This is a genomic window from Amycolatopsis sp. (assembly GCF_025464955.1).
Taxonomy (GTDB): Bacteria; Actinomycetota; Actinomycetes; order Mycobacteriales; family Pseudonocardiaceae; genus Amycolatopsis.
The window spans coordinates 22,759-44,104 of sequence record NZ_JAODNM010000124.1 but is presented as its reverse complement, the minus strand read 5'-3'; the positions used below and the strand labels follow the sequence as shown (position 1 = coordinate 44,104).

The window sequence follows — 21,346 nt, the reverse complement described above, 5'->3', positions numbered from 1 at the left end:
CTCCCTCTCCCCGAAACGTACTGCACCCGGCTGGCTCAGGAGGGGTTGACGGCGCGCCAGAGCAGTGCGACGCCGTGGCCGGGGAGCAGCCAGGAGCGCACTTCGAGGTCGGTTAGGTCGTCGGCCTTCAACCACCGGGCCGACGCTGTATTCGACCGGAAGGTGAACGACACCACCCGGAACTCCCACGAATTCGCGCTGTCGAGGTCGAGCTCCTTGACATCGATGGTGATGCGGTCGACGTAGCAGGGATACGGCGGCTGCCAGTAGCAGTAGCCGTCGTCGATGCGCTGCAGGGTCGTCGACGTCAGCTTCAGGCGCTCGACCGAGCTGACGGAGTTTTCGGCCTCGGCGATGTCGCTGAGGTCGCAGTCGAAGATCCGGAGGTCGGACAGATGGTCGCGGGGCTTCAGTCTCCGGTTTGTCTCGGTGCCCTCCCGGAAGAACGTCAGGTAGTCGGCCCAGCGGTCGAACTTGACCGGCTGCGGAGGAATCCTGCTGGACGCACCGAGGTGACGGACGCCGTTCTGGTCTATGTAGTCGAGGTCGAGCAGTACTGACGGCAGCATGTCGTCCACGGAGGTACCGAACAGTGAGCTGTCCGGAATGAACCACAGTTCGAACAGAGGTAGCCGGCAGCCGGAGCTGATCGAGTCGCGCAGCAGTGCGTTACAAGTCGCGAAGATGACAAATCGGTTGACTGTGACGTTCTTCTTGAAGCTGTACGTGACCGATGAGGTCAGGTGGTATTGCTCGTAGTCGACGGCACGGAGTTCGAAACTCACCGCGGTATGCGTGCTGATCGTCAGATCCCCACCCTGCGGCCGGAGCCCTTCACCGCCGAGCACGCCGACAACGACGTCGCGGTTGGCGTCGTTCGCACCGTAGATCGAGCGAAGGAAGGTCTCAAGCACCTGCTGGGGGAGAAGCGCTTCGACGATGCGTGGGCCGGCTATCGCGGTGAACTCGGCCAGCAGCCGCCGATGCACGAAGATTTCGTACCCGGCGAGTGCCACTCCGGCGAGCACAAGCACCGGCCACGCCTCGGAGAGGAACTGGTGGAGCGCGTTCTGCCAGGTTGATCGCGGTGATGGCTGCCAGGAGAGGATCGCAGCGAGGGATCCGAGTCCGGACAGCACTGAGCCACCCGCGACCTTGAGCAGCGTACGTCTGAAGCCCCCAGGTCGCGGCTGAACGCCAGGCCGCCCAGTCACACCAGTAGGTACTCCCTCCGCCTTCCGCTCATGGTGGGCGAGCGGGTCCTGGTCCGGACAGGGCCATTCGGGCGGTCTCTGGACAGAGGCCTGTGACGCAGAGGTGTGTCGACGAGACACTCGGTTATGGCCGATGATGAGGAGTTCGATCAGCGAAAGTCCGCGACACGCCGGGTACTGTTATATTTCCTGTCGATCATAGCGCTTATCGCCGTCGCCAATACGCCGTTCCCCCGGTTCATCCTTTCCGCCCTGTTCGGTGGCGCGGCGGGGGAGTCGTTGGCCGGCGGCTTGCGCTCGTCAACGCGAGATCTCTTCCTGCTGCTCCTCGTTTCGCTCTACTTCGAGTGGGCGAAGTCCCGGGAGAACCTGGAGCTCCTGCAAGACATGCGAAACCGGTTGACGGTAATACGGAAGGATTTCGACGAATCGGCGAGCAGGATATCCCGGTCGACGCTGATTGATTCGCTCAGTGCCCGGGATCTGATCATGGCAGGTCTCGGCAAGCTGCTCCCCAAGGCTTCGCCGGGATTGTCGCAAATAGCTGACAAACTGCTCACCGTGGATGAAGGTCGGACGGTCGACGTCTACATCAGAGTGGAGCCAGTCTCGGTGGTCGAGATCAAGCTGACCTTTGAGACCGTTCTCGTCGCACAGATCGACGAGATCATGATCGCGCTGACAGCCGATCCAGTCAGTGCGAGCGCAATCTCCGTGAAGTACCCTAAATTGCTGGAAGTCATTTCAGTGGGAAACCGGATGGGTGAGATGCGGGAGCGGGCCGCCGGGTATGTGAAACGCAGTACGCTTTCGATCAAGGAATCTCATGGTGGTTACCAGCCGATACCGCTGAAGATAGTGAACTTGCGCGAGAAACGGGAGCTCATCGAACTTCCACTGGGAATTCGACACGAGGACATTGCCCTTCTCCGGCCGACCGTGCCCATTTCCCTGCCCAGTCGCTCGACCTTTCGACTCAGCTTGACGTTTTCCACCTCGGCCAGCGAAAAATATGCCTACTGGTCGGCTGATAGAACCGTCTACCTGCGCAGTATCTATTTCGACGGCCGGGATCTTTCCGCCGTTTCCGAGCATGGGCTCAAGGTCATCCCGGTACCTTTTCTGGGTGCCCTCGACCGGCCTGACATGTACCCCGAAGGGGACAGTGGCGTGGTGAGGATCGAGGTGAACGGCTGGGTGGTCCAGGGGCAGGGTGTCTGCATCCTCTGGTACTGAGCCGCCGCTGGTCAGTCTGCGTCTTTTTGCCAGCTGGGTTCATCCTGCCCGGCATAGGTGGTCAGCCCCGCGCGCTCGCCGGCCGGAGTGGCGACCTGCGCGGGAAGCCCGTGGTACAGACCAAGCAGGTGGGTGCTCATCGCGGCCCTGGCGCCCCCTTCGTCTCGGCGCTTGAGGAACCAGACGACCTGGTCGTGGTCGTTGCCGGACCGGTTGTGCACCACGGGTGAGCCGTAGCTGTTGCGCCGGAAGCTGCGCAGCTGCGGCACCAGTGATTGGTACAGCTGTTCGAGGAGTTCGTTGTGGCTCGCGCGCACGACGGCGGCGTGGAACTCCTCGTCGGTCTGCAGCAGCTGGTCCTTGTCGGTGAACGTGGCCGCGGCATGCGCGCGGCTCAGCTTCTCGATATCGTCGAGTTCACCGTCCTCCGCGCGCAGCGCCGCGAGGCTGGCCGCCGTGGACTCGAGCGCGATCCGGACTTCGAACAGGTCGGAGTCGCTGACGCGCAAGTCGAGCAGCCCAGCGGCCAACGCCTCGTCACGATTGGCCAGGTCCGCCGAGCGGACGTACCAGCCGCGGCCGCGCATGACCTCCACGACGCCCTGGATCTGCAGCCGCTGCAAGGCGGTGCGCAGGGAACTGCGGGCGACCTCCATGCGGGCCGCGAGCTCGGGTTCGGTGGGGAGTCGGTCGCCTTCGGTGAAGGTGCCGTCGTCGATCAGCGACCGCAGCTTGTCCTCGATGAGCTCGGGCAAGGGCTTGCGGACGTCCGACGACAACGACCAGCGGTCCTCTGGCTCGCGAGTGCCGGCAGAACGTGCGTAATCCATCATCGACCTTCCGATTGCCCGGCGGTCGTGGTGGCGGACTGGGTCGCGCCGAAGCGACGAAACGCCGCCACCCCGGTGCTGGTTCCCGCGGTTCTTCGAGCGCGCCAAAGCATTGATTCAAGCTAACACGGGCGGACAGCAGACGCAAGTTGTCCGTCAGCCGTTGACTCTTGACAGACAACCTACAAGAGGGTCAATCTGGACTTGGTGAGATGGCGGACTGGCGAATCCGGTTGTCGCACCTTGGCTCGGGAAGGCAGGAGAAGCTCATGTTGAACTCACAAAATACCCTGGTGGTGGTCTTTTTCAGCGTGGTGGCGGTGGCGATGATCGGGTGGCGACGGGTGGTCGCGATGACGTTGGCGGCCGGCATCGCACTGGCCGTCGTCGGTCTGGTCCAGATCCTTTCGCTCTGACTCAAGTCCGGCAGGCGGCGGCGTACCGGACACGGCACGCCGCCATCCGCTCGCTGGAAAGTCTGTTGTCAGACAAGTGATACTTGATTGGCCCAGTGTCGGCGAGGCCGGTCGCGTGTGCGATTCACCGCGGGTCTAGCGTCTGCCCCAGTATTCAGGCTTTAGGCTTGACCCAACTCCGTATCGCTACTTCTCAAGATCTGGTGAGCCGCCGGATGACTGTCCGATTGCGCCGGCCGCTGACTGTGGACGCCTTTGCCGTCCACGCGGCCCTTGCCCCCGCAGCGGGGGTCCTGGCGGAAAGACGTGCGCTCTACCGGATGATCCACGGTTTCCTCTGCTCTTCCGCTGACGAACTTTCGCCGTCCACGGTGGACAGTCCGCTGGTACGCCACTCCCTCGGTGAGGCCATCGCCGAGCGCACCACGTTCGAACCTGACGATCTCGCCGAGGCGATCGCTCTCATCGAGGCCTCGACCGAGCTGAGCGCCGGAACGTCGAAGCTGCTCTTGGCCACCTCGGCCGCCGCTCGCAAGCCGCTGGCCAGGGCGCTGGGTGTCGTTTATCGGCAAGCCGGGCTCAGCGGGCCGGCACTGGGCCTGTGGACCGAGTCCGACGACTTCGCAAGCGTGGTTGAAGCCGGCCTGCGGCTCGCGCGCGAGGTGAACCCCACGCTGGCCGACGACCTGTTGGCGCACGTCGCGCAGGTCGCGGTGCTCGACCCGGGTAGTCGAACCGGCCTCGTTTCGGCGTCCTCGCGGCTGTTCCCAGGGCTGGTGATCATCGACATGCCGTCGTCACCGCTCGAAGTCGCCGAGGCGCTGCTGCACGAAGGTGCCCATCAGAAATTCTTCGACCTTGCCTTCACCCGCGACTTCCTGGGTGCCGAAGACGATCACGGTGCGTGGTTCCAGCCGTCGTGGTCCGGGGCGAATTGGCCGATCGAACAAGTCGTCGCCGCGTTCCACGCCTACGCGTGCATGGCCCAGTTCGATGAGAGCGCCCACGCAGCCGGTATTTCGCTTCCCTATGGACCTGGTTCGCTATTGCCCTTCGCCCGGCGCCGCTCTACTGAGATCGGAGCCTGGCTGCTGGCGGAGCAGAGCAGGCTGGGTGCCGACGCGCGTTGGCTCGTGCTCGCGTTATCCGGCGAAGACGCCGGGACGAGCACGCCGCTCACAGCGGACGAACCGGCCGTGGGTAGCTCTTTCGTTCGCGAACAGGGGCTGTGCGTGCAGGACGTGCCCGAGACCGGCCGTGTGCTGGTCGGGCGTCCAGGTCCGCCGATCGACCTTCGGTGGCTCGAAGGGGACGCCGCCACTGTCTTCGCCGCATTGGGCGACGCCACAGCCGTGTCCCTCGAACAGCTCCCCACCAGCACTGACAGCTCGCTGACAAGGTCCATTAACAGCCTTTCGGGGGCTTTGCTGATCCGTCCGGTCGCTGCGACAATGGCCCGACCGGGTCCATAACTGTCCACATGGGACAGCCAGATAGCTACGCCAGATCGAAAGGAACCCGATGGAAGCCCGGTGGACACACCGTCGCCAGCCGAACGCGAGCCCGTTCGCCCCGCCCGCGTCGCCGTCCCACCGCACCCCCGGCGAGGTTCCCGTTCCGCAGCCGCAACCCGGTTTCGGTCCGGTCGGTCGCCCGGTCACCCGGGTCGACTTCTTCCGGCGCATGCCCGTCGGTGGGACCGCTTACCTGCGTCCCGTCGACCCCGAGAACTAGTTTTCCGCGAACGCCCCCTTCACCGCGTGACATGCTGTGCGGGGGGCCGCCGCGATGATGCTCACCTCAGGTCGAACTGGGGTCGATCGGCGGCGGGGACGAGGTCGACGTACTCCTCGTGCTTGGTGATGAACGCCCGGACGAACGGGCACAGCGGCAGTACTGACAGCTCCTGGTCGCGCACGTCGTCGAGGGCGTAGCGGATCAGCTTCCCGGCGAGCCCCTTCCCGCTGAACTCCGGATCGATCTCGGTGTGCAGGAAGGCGATGACCTCGCCGCGCCGTTCGTACTGGGTGAACCCGGCGGCCTTGCCGTCGACGGTGATCTCGTAGCGGTTTCGTTCGGCGGCCGCGTTGATCTTGATGTCCACGGAGCGTCTCCCGGTTGATCGGACAGCTTTTCCGTAGCCTAGGCACATCGTTCCGGCAGAGTCGAGCCTGGAACACCTTGGGGGAGGCGACATGGCAGGGCGTGCGGCCAGGATCTTCGAGCAGCTCGGTGCGGCCGAGGCGCCGAACGGCCGGGACGTCGTGCTGGGGCGCGCGATCGTGCTCGGCGGGAGCTTGGCCGGGCTGCTCGCGGCGCGGGTGCTCAGCGACCACGCCGAAGAGGTCGTGATCCTCGAGCGTGACGACTTCGACGATTCCGTGCGCCAGGGTGTGCCGCAGGGCGAGCAGGTCCACACGCTGCTGCCGGGTGGGCGTGTCCAGCTCGACCGCTGGTTCCCGGGGTTCTCCGCGAACGCCGTCGAGGCCGGGGCCATCCTCTCCAGCGGCAACTCCGCCCGGTTCTACGTCCACACCCTGCAGAAGGTGATCGTCCCCGAGGAAGAGCTGCTGACCTGCAGCCGGCCGTTCCTGGAGGACCAGATCCGCGCGAGGGTGCTCGCGCTACCCGGCGTCCGCGTCGTCCACGCCCGCGCGGAGGGTCTCACCTTCGACGGCGACCGCGTCGCGGGTGTGCGTTTCGAGTCCGGCGAGGAAACCGCGGACCTGGTCGTCGACGCGATGGGCCGGTCCAGCCGGCTCGGCGAGTGGCTGGAAGCGGGCGGGTTCCCGCGGCCGCCGATGGTCCGGATGGCGATCGCGCTCAACTACGCGACAGCGTGCTTCCGCCGATCCGGCCGGGACGACGTCGGCGCGGTGCTGGCCCAGATGATGGTGCCGCGCCGCGGCGTGGCCGCGCTGAACGCGATCGAGGATGATTCCTGGATGATCTTGATCGCCGGGTTCGCCGACGACAAGCCCGGACGCGACCTGGCCGAGTTCCGTGAACGCTGCCGAGTGGGGCTGCCGGAGATCTTCGAAGACGTGTCCTCCTGCGAACCGGTCGGCGAGGTCGCCACATATCACCAGGCTGACAGCCGCCGGCGGGACTTCCACCGTGTCGACCGGCTTCCGGCCGGGCTCGTCGCGGTGGGTGACGCGGTGGCGTCGTTCAACCCGATCTACGGGCAGGGCATGTCTTCGGCGGCCCTGCACGCTTCCTGCCTGTCGTCGTACCTGCGCTCGCGCCCCGATCTGCGTGAACCAGCGCGCGACTTCTTCGCGAAGCTCCGGGTCGTCGTCGACGCGGCGTGGCAGTCTTCGACGTCGGCGGACCTGTCGCTGCCGCACATCGACGGCCCCTACCCGCGCGGGTACCGCGCGGCGAGCTGGGTGACCGGCCGGATCATGCGCGCGGCGATGACCGACGTCGAGGTCAGCCGCCGGTTCGGCTGGGTGACTCACATGCGGGCGCACCCGAGCACCCTGCTGAAGCCGGGCACGTTGCTGCGGGCCCTGCGCGCCTGATCCTCTCCTAGTGCAAGGCAGGAAACCGTTGAGCCGTAAGAAGATTCTCACCAGCGTGTCCTCGGCCGTCGTGGTGGCCGTACTGCTGGTGGTGTGGCTGGTCCAGCATCGGTCGGCGCCGAGCGACACCCCGGACGCCGCGCCCGGCGCCTCTCCGGAGTTGCTTTCCCAGCTCACGGTGGCTGTCCCGGACACCGGCGCGCACTACGACCGCGCCCAGTGGGGCGACTGGGTCGGGCAGGGCAACTCCTGTGACACCCGCGCGATCGTGCTGAAACAGCAGGATCCCGGCGTCCAGGCCGGTACGCGGTGCAAGATCAACGCCGGCAAGTGGACGAGTCCGTACGACGGGGTCGTCGTGACCGACGCGAAGAACCTCGACATCGACCACATCGTCCCGGTCAAGGAAGCCAACATCTCGGGCGCCCGGAACTGGACCGCCGAGCAGCGTTCGACGTTCTACAACGACCCCGAGAACCTCGTCGCGGTGTCGTTTTCGTCGAACCGCAGCAAGGGCGACTCGGACCCGGCGCACTGGCGGCCGACGCGCGCGTACTGGTGCCAGTACGCGACGCACTACGCCACCGTGAAGGTCCGCTACCACCTGACCGTCGACCAGGACGAACGCGCCGCCCTCGCCCAGATGCTCAACACCTGCCCCGCCCCAGCCGCCTAGCACGCCCACGGACGGCACTCTTGTTCAAGAGCGCCTTCGTTGAACTTTCATCCAGGGCACAAAACCGCAAAGTGCCCGCCCTGGGCGCCCCGCCCCCGCAACTCGCCGTCGAGTTGCGGTAGTTAGCGTCCGCAACGATCGCAACTCGACGGCGAGTTGCGACGGAACGGACCTGGACTTCAGCGGGCAGTTGCACCAGGCCTGCGAGCGGGCCATGGTCGGCTCCGGGCTGGGGCCGTTCATGGCGAACGACGCTACCGGGACCAGCCGCCGAAGTGATTTTCGGGCACCTGGCGAACTCGAACGGCCGAGCGGTGGTCACCGCCGCGGCCGAAGAGGTCATCTGCAGGCAGCCTTACCGCTATGCCGATTGGGCCAGGCGGGTCTTTCCTGCCGTTCTTGAACACCAAGAGGTCTAGACCTCTTGACCCTAATGGCCGAAGCGACTTACGGTCGCCATACCGCTGGCCCACGGCGGGCTGATCCTCCCCACGGTCCCCACCTGGAGGTTTCGTCGCCATGCCTGTCAACCGTTTCCGGCGCGCCGCGGTTCTCGCGTTCGCCGGCCTCACCAGTCTCGCCGCGGTGGTCACCGTGCCGGTCACGGCTTCGGCCGCACCCGCCGCTTTGCCCGCCTGCCAGCACTTCTACACCGGCACGATCCCCGATCGGCCGGTCACCGGTGGCCACGGACCGGGCACCGAAGTCGGGCAGGTCAGCGTGAGCAACCGGCTGCCTGTTCCCGGCGGCGTTTCCGGCGGCCTCGGGTCGGACGGCAAGGTCACCTTCACGTTCAGCCGCGTGCCGGGCGCCGTCGCATACCGGGCGTTCCGCAACGGCCAGGCGCTGCAGTGGATCAGCGACTGGGGCCAGGCCAGTTTCCTGGTCACCGACGCGACGCCGTGCCAGAACGCGAACTACCAGCTCTACGCGATGTCGGCCGAGGACAACACCCCGGCGTCCATCGGCCAGATCTCGACGTCGTACCACGTCAACGCGTCGAATAAGCTCGCGCCGTTCGCCCTCGCGAAAGGCACGGTGCTCAACTACAAGGTGACGTCCTACAACGACACCGGCCAGACCGCGATGGGCTACCTCGCCGGCTCGGGCTACTGCGCCGTCGACGCCCGCAACGTCCCCTGGGGCACCAGGTTCTACGTCCCGGGCTACGGCCACTGCTACGCCGCCGACATCGGCAGCTGGATCAAGGACGACATCGTCGACGTCTGGCTGCCCGGCACCCAAGCCGACAACTGGGGCATCCAGCGCCTGAACCTGGTGGTCGAGTAGAGGCCGCTACCAGCGGTCGAGGTGCAGGACCTCGTCGAGCGGCTGGCGGACGGCCGGCTTGAAGGTGTCGCCGGTGTAGAACGCAGTCGGGATCAGCGCGGCCTGGTGGACGTTCGGCGGCAGGTCGAGGATCTCCGCCGCCTCCTTCTCGTACTCCAGGTGCAGCGTGGTCCACGCGGTGCCGAGGGTGAACGCCCGCGCGGCCAGCATGTAGCTCCACGCCGCGGGCAGGAGTGACGCCCACATGCCCGCCTGGTTGCCGGACGGCAGGTCGGCCGTCACCGTCTGCAGGCAGGGGATGACCAGCACCGGGACGTCGCCCATCTTGTCCGCGAGGTACTCGATACTGGTGCCGACGCGCGTCTGCACCTTCGAGCGCTCCGGGTCGTCGGCGAACAGCTTGCTCGCGGCGCCCTCGGACTCGAGGTACGACGTGGTCGCGCGGCGGTACAGCTCGCCGATCGCCGCGCGCTGGTCCTTGTCCGTGACGACGAGCCACTGCCACTGCTGGCGGTTGGAGCCGCTCGGTGCCTGCAACGCGATTTCGAGCGCCTTTTTGACCAGGTCGAGCGGTACCGACCTGGTCAGGTCGAGCCGCTTGCGCACTGTCCGGGTGGTCGTGAGGAGCTCTTCAGGCGTCATTCTCGCCATCATGCCAGCCAATCCGGCAACTCGGCCAACGCTCGCGGCGCGCCGTCACCAGCGGTCGTGGACGAGCGGCCGGATCAGCTCGTCGTACACCTCGCGGACGGTCTCGGCGGCTTTGGCGTCCAGCGGCGGCAGCCCGGCGGCGACGGTGTTGGCGCGCGCCTGCTCAGGGTTGCGCGCGCCCGGGATGACCACGCTGACCCCGGGCTGGTCGAGGATCCACCGCAGCGCGAACTGGGCCAAGGTCTGGTCCGCCGGCAGCACGCCCCGAAGGCGCTCGACAGCCTCGAGCCCGACGTCGAACGGCACACCCGAGAACGTCTCGCCGACGTCGAAGGCGCCGCCGTCGCGGTTGAAGTTGCGGTGGTCGTTCTCGCCGAAGGTGGTGGCGGCGGTGTACTTGCCGCTGAGCAGCCCCGACGCCAGCGGCACACGCACGATGATCCCGGCGCCCGCTTCCGCCGCGGCCGGTAGCACCTGCTCCAGCGGCTTGAGGCGGAGGCAGTTGAGGATGATCTGCACGCTAGCGATGTGCGGCCGGGCCAACGCAGTCAACGCCTCTTCGCACGTCTCGACGCTGACGCCGTACGCGCCGATGCGGCCGCGCTCGACGAGCGAGTCCAGCGCGTCGTACACCGCGTCCGTCGAGTAGACCGAGGTCGGCGGGCAATGCAGCTGGACGAGGTCGAGCCGGTCCATGCCGAGGTTCCGGCGCGACCGGTCGTTCCACGCGTCGAACTTCGCCGCGATGAAGTTCTCCGGCACCTGCGCCTCGCGGCGGCCCATCTTGGTCGCTACGAACAGGTTTTCGTCGCCGCGCTCGGCGCGGAACCGGCCGACGAGCTTCTCGCTGCGTCCGTCGCCATAGACGTCGGCGGTGTCGAAGAAGGTGACTCCGGCGTCGGCGGCGGTGTTCAGCACCGCCAGCGCGTCGGACTCCTCGACGTCGCCCCAGTCCGCTCCGAGCTGCCAGCACCCGAGCCCGATAGCGCTGACACGACGTCCCAACCGGCTGATCTCACGAGTCTCCATGTGCTCGATTCTAGGAGCCCGGCGTGACAGTCGCGCTCGGCGAGTTACTCGGCCACGCCCGGCATGTATGAGTTCGTCTTGCGCACGAGGTAGGCCAGGTCGGGGACCTCGACGACCTCGCGGCCGGCGTCGCGGAGCAGTTCGGCACCGATGCAGTCGACGAAGATGTTCGGCTCGCGCCAGGCGAACACGACGCGGGGGATCGCGGTTTCGAGGATGAGCTGGGTGCAGGACTTCGGCCGCGACGACCGCTTGCTGCACGGCTCCAGCGACGTGTACAGCGTGGCGCCGACGAGGCGCGGGTCGTCGTTGTCGAGCTTTGCGAGCGCGGCCTCTTCGGCGTGGTCGTGCGGGGCCGTCTCACCGGAGTAGCCGGTCGCGAGGACGTTGCCCCCGGCGTCCGCGATGATCGCGCCGACGGAGAAAGTCGGGGACGGCGGGCAGTTCTCGGCGAGCTGGATCGACTCGATCAGCAGACCGCGATCGTTCTCGTTCATGACTCGCTTCCGGTCAGGTAGCGCAGCAGCACGACGTCGCCCAGCTGCCGGGTCTCGACGAGGGTCATCCGCCGTGACGGGCTCTGCGGGAACAACGCCGGGTTCACGAACCGCGGCGCGTCCGCGTCGCCGATGAAGAACGGCGCGAACACCAGGTGCAGCTCGTCGACGACGCCGGCGGAGAGGAACAGCGTGTGCATCGTCCCGCCGCCCTCGACCAGCACCCGTCCGATGCCGCGACCCGCCAGGTCGGCCAGCAGCGCGTGGACGTCTGCGGCCTCGACGACGGTGGCCACGCTGCCGAGCACGGCCGTGAGCGCGGGAACGACCTCTGCCGGCGCGTAGACCAGCTTCACGTCGTCGCCGGTGGTGAAGAACGCCGCAGCGGGGTCGAGGCTGTCACTGCGCGTGAACGTCACCTTGACCGGGTTCTCCGGCAGGCCCGCGTTGACCCGCCGCTTGCGCCTGTCCGCCGAGCGCACCAGCAGCCGCGGGTTGTCCGTCCGCAGCGTGTTCGCCCCGACGAGGATCGCGTCCACCCCGGCCCGCACCTGGTCGACCCGGTCGAAGTCGTCCTCAGTGGACAGCAGCAGGCGGACGTCGCTGGTGTCGTCGATGTAGCCGTCGAGAGACGCCGCCACCGACAGCAGGACATACGGACGCGCGCTCATAACCCTGTCTACCAGTTTTGATCGCCCCGGGCCGCTCGCGCAAGGTCGCTGTATGTTGTCGCGGTGGACCAGGTTGTGGACATCTATACCGACGGCGCGTGCTCGGGCAATCCCGGACCAGGCGGATGGGGCGCCCTGCTGCGGTACGGCGACCGCGAGAAGACCCTTTGCGGTGGTGAGGCGGTCGGGACCACGAACAACCGGATGGAGCTGACGGCGCCGATCCAGGCACTGGACAGCCTCAAGCACCGGGTGACGGTCAACCTGTACACCGACAGCCGGTACGTCCGCGATGGCATCACCAAATGGGTGATCAACTGGGCGCGCAACGGCTGGATGACCAGCGCGAAACAGCCGGTCAAGAACGTCGACCTGTGGCAGCAGCTGGTGGCCGCGGTGAGCCGCCACGACGTCGAGTGGCACTGGGTCAAGGGCCACGCGGGCGACCCCGGCAACGAGCGCGCCGACAGGCTGGCCGCGCAGGGCATGGCGGACGCGATCCGCGACGCGGGCGACGTGAAACCCGTCGCGCGTCCATCCGTCGAGGCGTCCGGGCTCTTTTAATCGATTGCGTCGGGTTTTCGGCGTAGGTACTGTCACTTCCGCATCTGCTGCCGTCGATCGGAGAAGGACATTGATCTTCTGAGGTTCTAGAGACACCGCGGCCGGGGGTTTCCCCGCGCGATCTTCAGACCTTCGAGGAGTCCTTCATGTCTTCTTCGCTCGTACTTTCCGACGTTTCCTTCACCTGGCCGGACGGCGGCGCGCTGTTCGACCGGTTCGCCATGGTCATCGGCACCGGCCGCACCGGCCTGATCGGCGTCAACGGCTCCGGCAAGTCCACTCTCCTGCGGCTGATCGCGGGTGAGCTGCGGCCTGCGTCGGGGTTGATCAACGTCACTGGCGAACTCGGTTACCTGCCGCAGAACCTCATCCTCGCCTCGGATCGGCGCGTCGATGACGTGCTCGGACTGGTCGAGGTCAGGTCGGCGATCGCCGCGATCGAAAGCGGTGACGTCGATGAGCGGCACTTCGCCATCATCGGTGACCAGTGGGACATCGAGAAGCGCACTCGGGCGACCCTTGTCCAGCTCGGGCTGGAAAAGGTCGCTTTGGACAGCCGGGTCGGCGAGTTGTCCGGCGGCGAGGTCGTCCTGCTCGGCCTGGCCGCACGGCTGTTGGCGAACCCGGACGTCCTGCTGCTCGACGAGCCCACCAACAATCTCGATACGCGGGCTCGTGAGCTGGTCTACGAAATGATCCGGACGTGGAAGGGCGTGCTGGTGGTGATTTCCCACGATCGCGCGGTCCTCGAGCTGATGGATCGCATCGGTGACCTCCGCGACGGCGAGATCACCTTTCACGGTGGGAACCTCAGCTCGTACGAGCAGGCTCTGGCCGTCGAACAGGAGGCAGCGCAACGGATGGTGCGCGCCGCCGAGTCGGATTTCAAGCGGCAGAAACGCGAGCTGGGTGAGGCGCGGATCAAACTCGACCGTCGCCAGCGTTACGGCCAGAAGATGTTCGACACCAAGAGGGAACCCAGGAGTCGGATGCGGCTGCGCAAGAGGGAAGCCGAGGTCTCGGCTGGGAAGCTCCGGAACCTGCACATCGATCGGCTGAAGGAGTCGCAAGATCGATTGAAGGTAGCCGAGGAGGCCATCCGCGACGACGACGAGATCCGCATCGAACTTCCGGAAACGTCGGTACCTTCGGAAAAAGAGATACTCCGGCTGTCCGAAGTGGAGCTTCGTAACGGCCCGGTGGTGAGCCTGGACGTGCGTGGCCCGGAACGGATCGCGCTGGTCGGGCCCAACGGTGCCGGGAAGACCACGTTGCTGCGGACCATCATGGGCGACCTCGAACCCCGCTCCGGCGAGGTCGATGTCCGGGTCACCGCACGATGGCTGCCCCAGCGTCTCGACGTCCTGGACGACGAACTGTCCGCCGCGGAGAACGTCGCCCGTGCCGCACCTTCGGCTTCGGGCAACGCCATCCGCGCGCGACTGGCGCGCTTCCTGTTGCGGGGCCGTCAAGCGGACCAGCCCGCCGGGCAACTTTCCGGCGGTGAACGGTTCCGCGCGACGCTGGCGACGCTGCTGCTGGCGGAACCCGCGCCGCGACTCCTGCTGCTCGACGAGCCGACGAACAACCTGGACCTGGCCAGCGTGCGGCAACTGGCACAGGCCCTGCGTTCGTACTCAGGCGCGCTTGTCGTCGCCAGCCACGATCCGGCGTTCCTCCGGACGATCGAGCCGACGAGATGGCTGCGCCTGGAAACCGAACTGGAGGAGATCGATCCTTTGTAGAGTGGCTCGTGAGTGTTCCGGCCGGTTACTGTGCCCTGCGGGACACCAGCACCCGGGCGTGCCGGAACACTCACGAGTCCGCGGCCTCCAGGAAGGCGCTCCCGCCGAGCCAGCAGCCGGTGACCTGGCTGTCGGCGAGGGCGAAGCGGACCGAGATCGCCGACGGGCGGCCCATGGCGCGGCCCTGGCGGATGCGGAGTGGGCGGTCGGTGGGCTCGACGAGGCCGTTCGCCAGGAGGCCGAAGGACAGGGCCGCGGCGGCGATGCCGGTGGCGGCGTCTTCGGGGTAGCCCGAGGACCGGGGGAACTGGCGCGCGTCGAAGACCTGGTTGTCGCGGTCAGAAGGGGCGTACGGGTAGAGGCCGGTCGACCCGATCCGGTCGTTTACCTGCTCCATCCGGGTGAAGTCCGGGCCCAGCGTGTCGAGCACGTCCACGTTCGCGATCGGCACCAGCGTTTTGACGCGGCTGGTGGCCGCGTTCTGGATCGGCAGCGGCGCCAGGTCGGCGGCCGTGATGCCGAGGACCGATAGGATTTCCGGCACGGCGTCGTCCGGTACGGGCTCTACGCGGCCTGGCGGCTGGGTGATCTCCACCAGTCGCTCGCCGGTGGCCGAGTCGGCGATCCGCGCGTCGACCACACCGCTCTTCGTCCACAGCGACGCACTGTCGCCGTCGAGTTTCCCGAGGCTGTCGAGCAGCCAGACCGCCCCGACCGTCGCATGTCCACACATCGACATCTCGTGGTTGGGGACCCAGAAGCGCAGCGCGTAGTCGCAGCCGGAGCCTTCGGGTGCCGGGAGCACGAACCCGCTTTCATGCCCGGATGAACGTGCGATGTCCTGCATGTCGGCGTCGGACATCCCCGCTGCGTCGACGACTGTCGGTGCCGGGTTACCCCCGCCCGGACCTGCGGCGAAGACGTTGACGAGCTGCACGGTCGGACTCATGTCACGACCCTAGGACCCCGGATACACCTCCGGCCTCCCGGTGGGCTCACCGGAAGGCCGGACTCATTCGTGAACGGGGAACTCAGGCGGCTGTCTGTGGGACTCGCGCGGCCTGGGCGTGGAACTCGCCGGACGACTGCCGGGGAGCGGGAAGCGGGCTGTGGATCACGCGGAATGCTCGCGCATGGCCCATCACCAGCTGGGTTTCGCGGTCCGCCGCCGAGGCGCGGGCCATGGGCTTGAACCTGGTCACGGTTCCTTGAGTCATTTTGTACACTCCTATCCGGAGCAGGCGCTCACGATGTCTTTCCTCGCGAGCCTGAAGATGAACGCTGTCACGACTTTTGCAGTCTCCCGATGCAACCCCGCCGCCGTCGTTTTGCTTCCCAGCCGGCGGATCAGGTGGAATTGATCACTTCTCACGGGGACGGGAATAAACCGGCAGGGGGCCGGGTTGGTGCCTGACGCAGTCCACTAAGGACAGTTCAGCTCCGCTTGTCGGCCGTCCACGCCAGCACGGTCGCGGCGTTGAGCGCACGTTCGACCAGTTCGCGAGCGACGTCGCTGAGCCGTGCGTTGGTGCTGCGGGCGTAGCTGCGCAGGGCGACAAAAGCCTCGTTCATGTCGATCCGGCCGTGTTCGGCGAGCACCCCTTTCGCCTGTTCGATGATCACGCGGCTGTTCAGCGCGATCTGCAGCTGCTCGGCGAGCGTGTCGCGGCTGCGGATCGCGCGCTCCTGCAGGATGCCGATGGTGGCGGTGTCGGCCAGCGCCTGAGCCAGCCGCAAGTCGTCATCCGACAGCTCACCGGTCTTGTGCCCGAACAGGTTCAGCGCGCCGATGGTCTGTTTGCGCAGCCGCATGGGCAGCGCGTGCACCGACACGAACCCGTGGTCGGCGGCTTTGTCGGCGAACCGCGGCCACCGTTCCGCCTGCGCGGCGATGTCGGCCACCAGTACCGGGGTGCCGGTGGTGAAACATTCGACGCAGGGGCCTTCGTCGGTGTCGAGCTGGAACAGCTCCAGCAGGCGCGTCTGCTCGGTCGACGACGCCAGCACCTGCAGGCTGCCGCGCTGGTCGCCCAGCGTCAGGCCCGCCGCGGCGACATCCAGCAGCTCGACGCACTGCTGCACGAGCGTGTGCAGCAGATCCGCGACGTCGTAGTCGTCGACCAGGGTGTCGGCCAGCGCGACGAACGCGTGGGTCACCTGACGTTCACGTGCGACCATCTCGTCACCTCCTGAGTGGTTGTTCACTTGTCGTCCTCGCCCAGCAGCAACCGCCGGGCCACGATGTCGGCCGCGACGTCGACCAGCGGACGTCCGCTGCTGAACGCGTACGCCCGCATCGTCGCCAGCGCCGCGGCGGCGCCTACGGCCAGCTGCACCACCAGCATGCCGGTGGCCTGGTGTACCTCGCGGTGTCGTGTCGCCGAGCCTTCGAGCCAGCCGTCGCTGTCCAGCCAGGAGCCGTCCCAAGCCATCAGTCCCGACAGCGCCAGCGCGGCGATGTCGGCCACCTGCAGCGCGAGCGCCAACTCCGACGAGGTCAAGGATCCCGGTGTCGAGCGGTAGGTGTCCAGCGTTGCGACCCGGATCGCGCTGATCTGTACCGGGAACGTGAACAGCGCGGCCACCGTGTACTCGGCGGCCTGCGTGGCGAATATCGGCCACGCCGGTGCGAGACCGACCGCGAGGTCCGGCACCAGCACCGGGCCGCCGGTGGTGTGAGCCTCGAAGCACGGGCCTTCGCCCAGTGAAAACTGCAGTTCTGCCAGCGCCATGCTCACCGGGTCGCTGGCGTAGACGATTTCCCGGTGCCCCTGGTCGGTCATGATCGACACCGCCGCCCCGCCCACTGGAAGCAACCGCACGCACGCCCGGCAGACCCGCCCCACCGCGTCGACCCCGGCGTCGGCTCCGCCCTGGTCGAGCGCGGCCTGCACGCCCGCGCGCAACACCTCGACCTCAGCCATCGGCCGACCAGTGCATGGCTTTGCCCTTCACCGCGGCTGGGTAGAAGGTCGAGCCTACGCGTTCTTACTGCTTGCTGTCCGATTCGCTCGTGCGGCCAGCGCGGCGAACTCGTCCGAGAGGGCGGGCGGTTCGACGACGGTCAGTTCGGCGTCCAGCAGCAGGAGCCAGCGGGCGACGCCGGCCAGGGTGTCGGCGCCGACGTGGAGCACACATTCGTCGCCGTCGTCCTCGATGTGGCCCCAGGCGGGGTCGATCCAGTGCTGGATCGAGGCGCGTGGCGCGTGCACCCGTACGATCGCGCGCTGCTGCTGGATACCGACGCCGACATGCGCGATGACGTAAGCCTCGGGGTCCTCGCTCGGCGGGGTGCGCTGCGTGGCGGCCTTGGTCGTGAGCTCGAAGCGGGTGAACCGGTCGACGCGGAAGGTGCGCCAGTCGTGCCGGGTCAGGTCCCAAGCGACCAGGTACCACCGGCCGCCGGCCTGGACGAGGTGCAGCGGTTCGAGGGTGCGTTCCGTCGCCTTGTACTCGGCGTCGACCTGGAGGTGCTCCCGGCAGGCCAGCGCGCCGGCGATGAGGATGTTCACGTCCACCGCTGTCGGCAGTTGGCCCTTGATCGTCCCGTGCGGAGTGTGGCTTGTGCTGGACGTCAGCGCGTCCACCTGCCTTCGGAGCCGCGTCGGCATGACCGTGGTGAGCTTCGTCAACGCCCGCAGCGCACTGCCCGAGACCAGCTCGTTTCCGGTGAGGCTGCCGGTCTGTAGCGCCAATACGGCTGCGACGGCCTCCTCGGCGTCGAACATCAGCGGCGGCAGGCTGGTCCCCGGCGCGAGGCGGTAACCGCCGTCGATGCCGGGGCGGGCGTCCACGGGGTAGCCGATCGCGCGCAGCCTGTCGACGTCGCGGCGCACGGTCCGGGTGGAGACGCCGAGCCGTTCGGCGAGCTCGGCCGAGCCCCAGTCGCGTCGGAGCTGGAACAGCTCGAGTACTCGAAGGAGCCGTCCTGGCGTGTCCCACATCACTCGATCCTCGCACAAGATGCGGACAAGTTCTGGCCGCAATGCTGCCTAACGTCTGTCTCATACCGAACCCGAGGAGGCGCACATGACCACCGCACGCCGCGTGATCCTGGACCAGTACCGCACCGGCACCGAGGCCGCGGCCAAGCTCGTCGCGCTCGACGAGATCACGCTGCCCGACCCCGGCCCCGGCGAGGTCCTGATCCGCACGACCCACGTCCAGCTCGCCGCCGTCCTGGCCGACCTGATGCGGGAGAACCCGAACCTGCCCATGGCCGGCTACAAGCCCGGTGAGCCGTTGTGGGCCGGCGCGGTCGGCGAAGTCATCGCGGCCGGTGAAGGCGGCCTGGCCGTCGGAACCGCTGTCGCGCACCGGAAAGGCCTGCAGTCCCACGTCATCGCGGGCCCGTGGGAAGCGTTCCCGGTCGACCCGGCGCTGCCCGAGCCGTACTTCGCGCTGAACCAGGGCGTGACGGCGTACCACGGCATGGTCGACGTTGCGGAGGTGTCCGAAGGCGACGTCGTGTTCGTGTCCGGCGCGGCCGGCGGTGTCGGTTCGCTGGCGGGTCAGATCGCCAAGGCTCGTGGCGCGAAGAAGGTGATCGGGTCCGCCGGCAGCGCCGCGAAACTCGTTTACCTGACCGAGGAACTCGGCTACGACGCCGCGCTCGACTACCGCGACGGCGACCTGGTCGCCGCGCTCAAAACCGTTGCGCCCGACGGCATCGACGTCTTCTTCGACACCGTCGGCGGGACGCAGTTCGAGGCGGCCGTCCAGGTCGCCGCGGAGGGTGCCCGCTTCGCGCTGTGCGGTGCGCTGGCCGGTCAGCTGGACGACAGCGTGGGGGCGCATCCGCGGCTCGACATCATGACCGCGATCAACGCCGAGATCGTGCTCAAGCCGTTCCGCACGATGCACACGCCTGAGCAGCTGGAGGCGTGGAGCAGCCACTACAGCCACTGGCTGGCGGACGGCTCTGTCGTTTACCCGCACACGCTGGTCCCTGGCGGACTCGACGTCGCAGCAGCCACCCTCGACGCCCTGCTCGCCGGTACCCACCGGGGCACTGTCCTCGTCGAACTGGCTTGACAACGGAACGAGCAACGACAGCGGAACTAGCGCTGCTAGGGTGACGCCGCTAGGACGTGTAGCGCCAGCGGAAGGCGTAGGCGTCGAGGGCAGCGGTGAGGTCGTCGAGGTCCGACCGCCCGCCGGGGGAGACCTCGACGATCGGCTGGTCCAGCTCCAGGGTGACGGACGCGCTGACGCCGTCGAGGCCCCGCGCGGCGATCTCGTCGTCGACCACCCGGCGCAGCGCGTCCTGCCGCAATGCGGGCTTGTACACCTTGCCGACCAGCGTCAGCGGGATCTCATCGATGACGTAGACGTCTTTCGGCGCGGCGGCGCGTTCGGGAACCCGTTCGGCCGCCCACTCGACGAGGTTGTCCGCCCTGGTGCCGGGCCGCAGGGTCACGTAAACGACCGGGACCTCACCGGCGTGCCGGTCGGGCCGTCCGACGGCCGCGGCACCGGAAACCGCCGGGTGGGCCAGCAACGTGTCCTCGATGCCCGCGGGGTCGATGTTGTGGCCGCCCCGGATGATCAGGTCCTTCGCCCGGCCGGTGAGGTGCACGAACTCGTCGGCGTCGATGCTGCCGAGGTCGCCGGTGTCCAGCCAGCCGTCGACGATCTTCCCGCTCGGATCCGGCACCAGGCCGTCCTCGCCTCGGCGGAGGTACCCGGGGAACACCGTCGGCCCGCTCATGACCAGCACTCCGGTCTCCCCGGTCGGCAGGTCCGTCCACACCCCGGTGACCTCGTCGATGTGCACGGCTTTGACGCCCTGGTACGGCATCCGCTGGCCGACCGTGTCCGGCCGGATGGCCCCGGGGAACGACCGCGCGCACGCGCAGGTGCCTTCGGTGAGCCCGTAGCCCTCGCACAGCTCGACGCCGGTGTGGGCGTGGAACTGCCGTCGCACGGCGTCCGGCAGCGGCGCGGCGCCGACGATCGGCCAGGTGAGGCTGGAGATGTCGGCGTCGATCGGGACCTGCCCGAGCACCGCGTACACCGTCGGCACGGCGGACATCGCGCCGACGCGGTAGCGCTCGATGATCTTCCAGAACACCGGGTACAGGTCCGGGTCGCGATAGCCGAGCGGGCCCGCCCACACCACGTGCTGGCCCTTGAACAGCGGCGCGATCCCGGTGACCATCAACGCGTTGACGTGGAACAGCGGCAACGCGGCGAGCATCACGAGGTCGCCTGAGGTGCACGCGGCCAGGATCCACGCCATCGTGACTTCGTTGGCGTGGGTGTGCACGGCGATCTTCGGGGTGCCGGTGCTGCCGCCGGTGTGGAAGTACCCGGCGGTGTCCGTGGCGGCCGGCGGCGTCGAGAGCAGTTTGTCGGCCTCGGCTGCCGCGGCGACGTCGTCGAGCCAGCCGACGACCACCCCGTCGATCGGCTCCAGCGCCGGCTTTTCGGCATCGACGCCGTCCGGCCGCACCGCGAGTACAGCGGCGAGACCGAGTTCCCGGGCCAGCGTGCGGGCGGTCTCCCAGATTGTCGGCGCGAGGTTCGGACCAGCGGCGATGAGCACCTTCGCGTCGGACGCGCGCAGCAGGTCCTCGATCTGCTGCCCGGTCAGGCCCGGGTTGATCGGCGCGGCGATGCCCACGGTCTCCGCCGCGAGCGTCGCCGCCAGCACGTCACCGGTGTTCGGCGAAAGCACCGCCACCGCGTCGGATCGTCCCACGCCCAGTCCGGTCAGCGCGTTGGCGATCCGGTGGACCCTGGTCAGCAGGTCCGAGAACGACCACTCGTCCGGATCGGCCCACCGCGCGGCCGACGGCAGCACCGTCAGCGCGCGGCGGTCCGGCCACTGCGTACCGGCCCGGACGAGCAGTTCGTACGTGCTCGACGGGAGGTCGCGATCGCTCAGCGGCACGGCCTCGACAGCCGGCAGGTCTTCCGGGCGGTCGTAAACAGGCCAGTCCGTCAACCGAGTGGTCGCGCTCATGGGCGGGGACTCCGATCCGTGCTCGTCGAGTGG

23 protein-coding genes are annotated in these 21,346 nt (G+C 67.7%); 10 read left to right on the top strand and 13 right to left on the bottom strand.

The genetic code is table 11. The annotated features are described in order from the left end of the window. Nucleotides 1-35: 35 nt before the first annotated feature. Nucleotides 36-1,139, bottom strand: coding sequence for a hypothetical protein (locus JWQ81_RS30440; protein ID WP_297547016.1), 1,104 nt, complete (start codon nt 1,137-1,139; stop codon nt 36-38). 201 nt (nt 1,140-1,340) lie between these two features. Here JWQ81_RS30440 and JWQ81_RS30435 point away from each other — a divergent pair, with 201 nt between their 5' ends. Further along, nucleotides 1,341-2,450: a hypothetical protein gene (locus tag JWQ81_RS30435; protein WP_297547015.1), complete on the top strand. Its 1,110-nt coding sequence runs from the start codon at nt 1,341-1,343 to the stop codon at nt 2,448-2,450. Between the two features lie 11 nt (nt 2,451-2,461). Here the strand turns inward: JWQ81_RS30435 and JWQ81_RS30430 are convergent, their stop codons facing one another. Then, the gene (locus JWQ81_RS30430; protein WP_297547013.1) at nt 2,462-3,283 is read right to left on the bottom strand and encodes an FCD domain-containing protein; all 822 of its coding nucleotides are present in this window, start codon (nt 3,281-3,283) and stop codon (nt 2,462-2,464) included. A gap of 266 nt (nt 3,284-3,549) precedes the next feature. On the opposite strand from JWQ81_RS30430, the gene JWQ81_RS30425 reads away from it, so the two are divergent. The 3 genes from JWQ81_RS30425 to JWQ81_RS30415 all read left to right on the top strand — a co-directional run bounded on the left by JWQ81_RS30425 (nt 3,550) and on the right by JWQ81_RS30415 (nt 5,430). Beyond that, entirely contained in the window at nt 3,550-3,696 is a 147-nt protein-coding gene (locus tag JWQ81_RS30425; RefSeq protein ID WP_297547011.1) for a hypothetical protein, read from the top strand. A gap of 215 nt (nt 3,697-3,911) precedes the next feature. Further along, entirely contained in the window at nt 3,912-5,168 is a 1,257-nt protein-coding gene (locus JWQ81_RS30420) for an HEXXH motif-containing putative peptide modification protein (protein ID WP_297547009.1), read from the top strand. Nucleotides 5,169-5,217: 49 nt separating this feature from the next. Continuing rightward, nucleotides 5,218-5,430 carry a hypothetical protein gene (locus tag JWQ81_RS30415; RefSeq protein ID WP_297547007.1) on the top strand — a complete coding sequence of 71 codons (213 nt, stop codon included), beginning with the start codon at nt 5,218-5,220 and terminating at the stop codon, nt 5,428-5,430. Nucleotides 5,431-5,491: 61 nt separating this feature from the next. On the opposite strand, the gene JWQ81_RS30410 is transcribed toward JWQ81_RS30415, so the two are convergent. Next, nucleotides 5,492-5,800 (bottom strand): GNAT family N-acetyltransferase, encoded by a 309-nt coding sequence (locus JWQ81_RS30410; RefSeq protein WP_297547005.1) that lies wholly within the window; start codon nt 5,798-5,800, stop codon nt 5,492-5,494. Nucleotides 5,801-5,891: 91 nt separating this feature from the next. Between JWQ81_RS30410 and JWQ81_RS30405 the strand changes: the two genes are divergently transcribed. The 3 genes from JWQ81_RS30405 (at nt 5,892) to JWQ81_RS30395 (ending at nt 9,189) form a co-directional block, all read left to right on the top strand. Further along, complete coding sequence (locus JWQ81_RS30405) at nt 5,892-7,223, top strand: hypothetical protein (protein ID WP_297547003.1); 1,332 nt, start codon at nt 5,892-5,894, stop codon at nt 7,221-7,223. A gap of 28 nt (nt 7,224-7,251) precedes the next feature. Then, complete coding sequence (locus tag JWQ81_RS30400) at nt 7,252-7,899, top strand: HNH endonuclease family protein (protein WP_297547002.1); 648 nt, start codon at nt 7,252-7,254, stop codon at nt 7,897-7,899. Between the two features lie 519 nt (nt 7,900-8,418). Beyond that, nucleotides 8,419-9,189, top strand: coding sequence for a 3D domain-containing protein (locus JWQ81_RS30395; protein WP_297547001.1), 771 nt, complete (start codon nt 8,419-8,421; stop codon nt 9,187-9,189). Between the two features lie 6 nt (nt 9,190-9,195). Here the strand turns inward: JWQ81_RS30395 and JWQ81_RS30390 are convergent, their stop codons facing one another. The 4 genes from JWQ81_RS30390 to JWQ81_RS45120 are packed head-to-tail and all read right to left on the bottom strand — an operon-like array spanning nt 9,196 to nt 12,037. After that, a complete protein-coding gene (locus JWQ81_RS30390) occupies nt 9,196-9,831 on the bottom strand; it encodes a nitroreductase family protein (RefSeq protein ID WP_297547000.1) in 636 nt (211 codons plus the stop codon). A gap of 54 nt (nt 9,832-9,885) precedes the next feature. Beyond that, nucleotides 9,886-10,869, bottom strand: a complete 984-nt coding sequence (locus JWQ81_RS30385; protein ID WP_297546999.1) for an aldo/keto reductase — start codon at nt 10,867-10,869, stop codon at nt 9,886-9,888. Nucleotides 10,870-10,913: 44 nt separating this feature from the next. Beyond that, on the bottom strand, nt 10,914-11,366 hold the full coding sequence (locus JWQ81_RS45125) for a deaminase (RefSeq protein ID WP_366942356.1): 453 nt from the start codon (nt 11,364-11,366) through the stop codon (nt 10,914-10,916). Next, a complete protein-coding gene (locus JWQ81_RS45120) occupies nt 11,363-12,037 on the bottom strand; it encodes a dihydrofolate reductase family protein (RefSeq protein WP_366942355.1) in 675 nt (224 codons plus the stop codon). Before JWQ81_RS45120 ends, JWQ81_RS45125 begins: the two co-directional genes overlap by 4 nt. A 63-nt stretch (nt 12,038-12,100) precedes the next feature. Here JWQ81_RS45120 and rnhA point away from each other — a divergent pair, with 63 nt between their 5' ends. Together rnhA and JWQ81_RS30370 are read left to right on the top strand one after the other, a co-directional pair. Next, nucleotides 12,101-12,601: a ribonuclease HI gene (gene rnhA / locus JWQ81_RS30375; protein WP_297546998.1), complete on the top strand. Its 501-nt coding sequence runs from the start codon at nt 12,101-12,103 to the stop codon at nt 12,599-12,601. A gap of 146 nt (nt 12,602-12,747) precedes the next feature. Next, nucleotides 12,748-14,346, top strand: coding sequence for an ATP-binding cassette domain-containing protein (locus tag JWQ81_RS30370; RefSeq protein ID WP_297546996.1), 1,599 nt, complete (start codon nt 12,748-12,750; stop codon nt 14,344-14,346). Nucleotides 14,347-14,416: 70 nt separating this feature from the next. On the opposite strand, the gene JWQ81_RS30365 is transcribed toward JWQ81_RS30370, so the two are convergent. From JWQ81_RS30365 to JWQ81_RS30345, 5 genes are all read right to left on the bottom strand, one after another. Further along, nucleotides 14,417-15,295: a PhzF family phenazine biosynthesis protein gene (locus tag JWQ81_RS30365; RefSeq protein WP_297546995.1), complete on the bottom strand. Its 879-nt coding sequence runs from the start codon at nt 15,293-15,295 to the stop codon at nt 14,417-14,419. 82 nt (nt 15,296-15,377) lie between these two features. Beyond that, complete coding sequence (locus JWQ81_RS30360) at nt 15,378-15,563, bottom strand: hypothetical protein (RefSeq protein ID WP_297546992.1); 186 nt, start codon at nt 15,561-15,563, stop codon at nt 15,378-15,380. A 217-nt stretch (nt 15,564-15,780) separates the two neighbouring features. After that, nucleotides 15,781-16,524, bottom strand: coding sequence for a GAF and ANTAR domain-containing protein (locus tag JWQ81_RS30355; protein WP_297546990.1), 744 nt, complete (start codon nt 16,522-16,524; stop codon nt 15,781-15,783). Between the two features lie 23 nt (nt 16,525-16,547). Continuing rightward, nucleotides 16,548-17,270: a GAF domain-containing protein gene (locus JWQ81_RS30350; protein ID WP_297546988.1), complete on the bottom strand. Its 723-nt coding sequence runs from the start codon at nt 17,268-17,270 to the stop codon at nt 16,548-16,550. A 54-nt stretch (nt 17,271-17,324) separates the two neighbouring features. Continuing rightward, on the bottom strand, nt 17,325-18,290 hold the full coding sequence (locus tag JWQ81_RS30345; protein WP_297546986.1) for a WYL domain-containing protein: 966 nt from the start codon (nt 18,288-18,290) through the stop codon (nt 17,325-17,327). Between the two features lie 85 nt (nt 18,291-18,375). On the opposite strand from JWQ81_RS30345, the gene JWQ81_RS30340 reads away from it, so the two are divergent. Beyond that, on the top strand, nt 18,376-19,380 hold the full coding sequence (locus JWQ81_RS30340) for an NADP-dependent oxidoreductase (protein WP_297546985.1): 1,005 nt from the start codon (nt 18,376-18,378) through the stop codon (nt 19,378-19,380). Between the two features lie 49 nt (nt 19,381-19,429). Here JWQ81_RS30340 and JWQ81_RS30335 read toward each other — a convergent pair whose 3' ends face one another. Continuing rightward, nucleotides 19,430-21,313 (bottom strand): acyl-CoA synthetase, encoded by a 1,884-nt coding sequence (locus JWQ81_RS30335; protein WP_297546983.1) that lies wholly within the window; start codon nt 21,311-21,313, stop codon nt 19,430-19,432. Nucleotides 21,314-21,346: the final 33 nt, after the last annotated feature.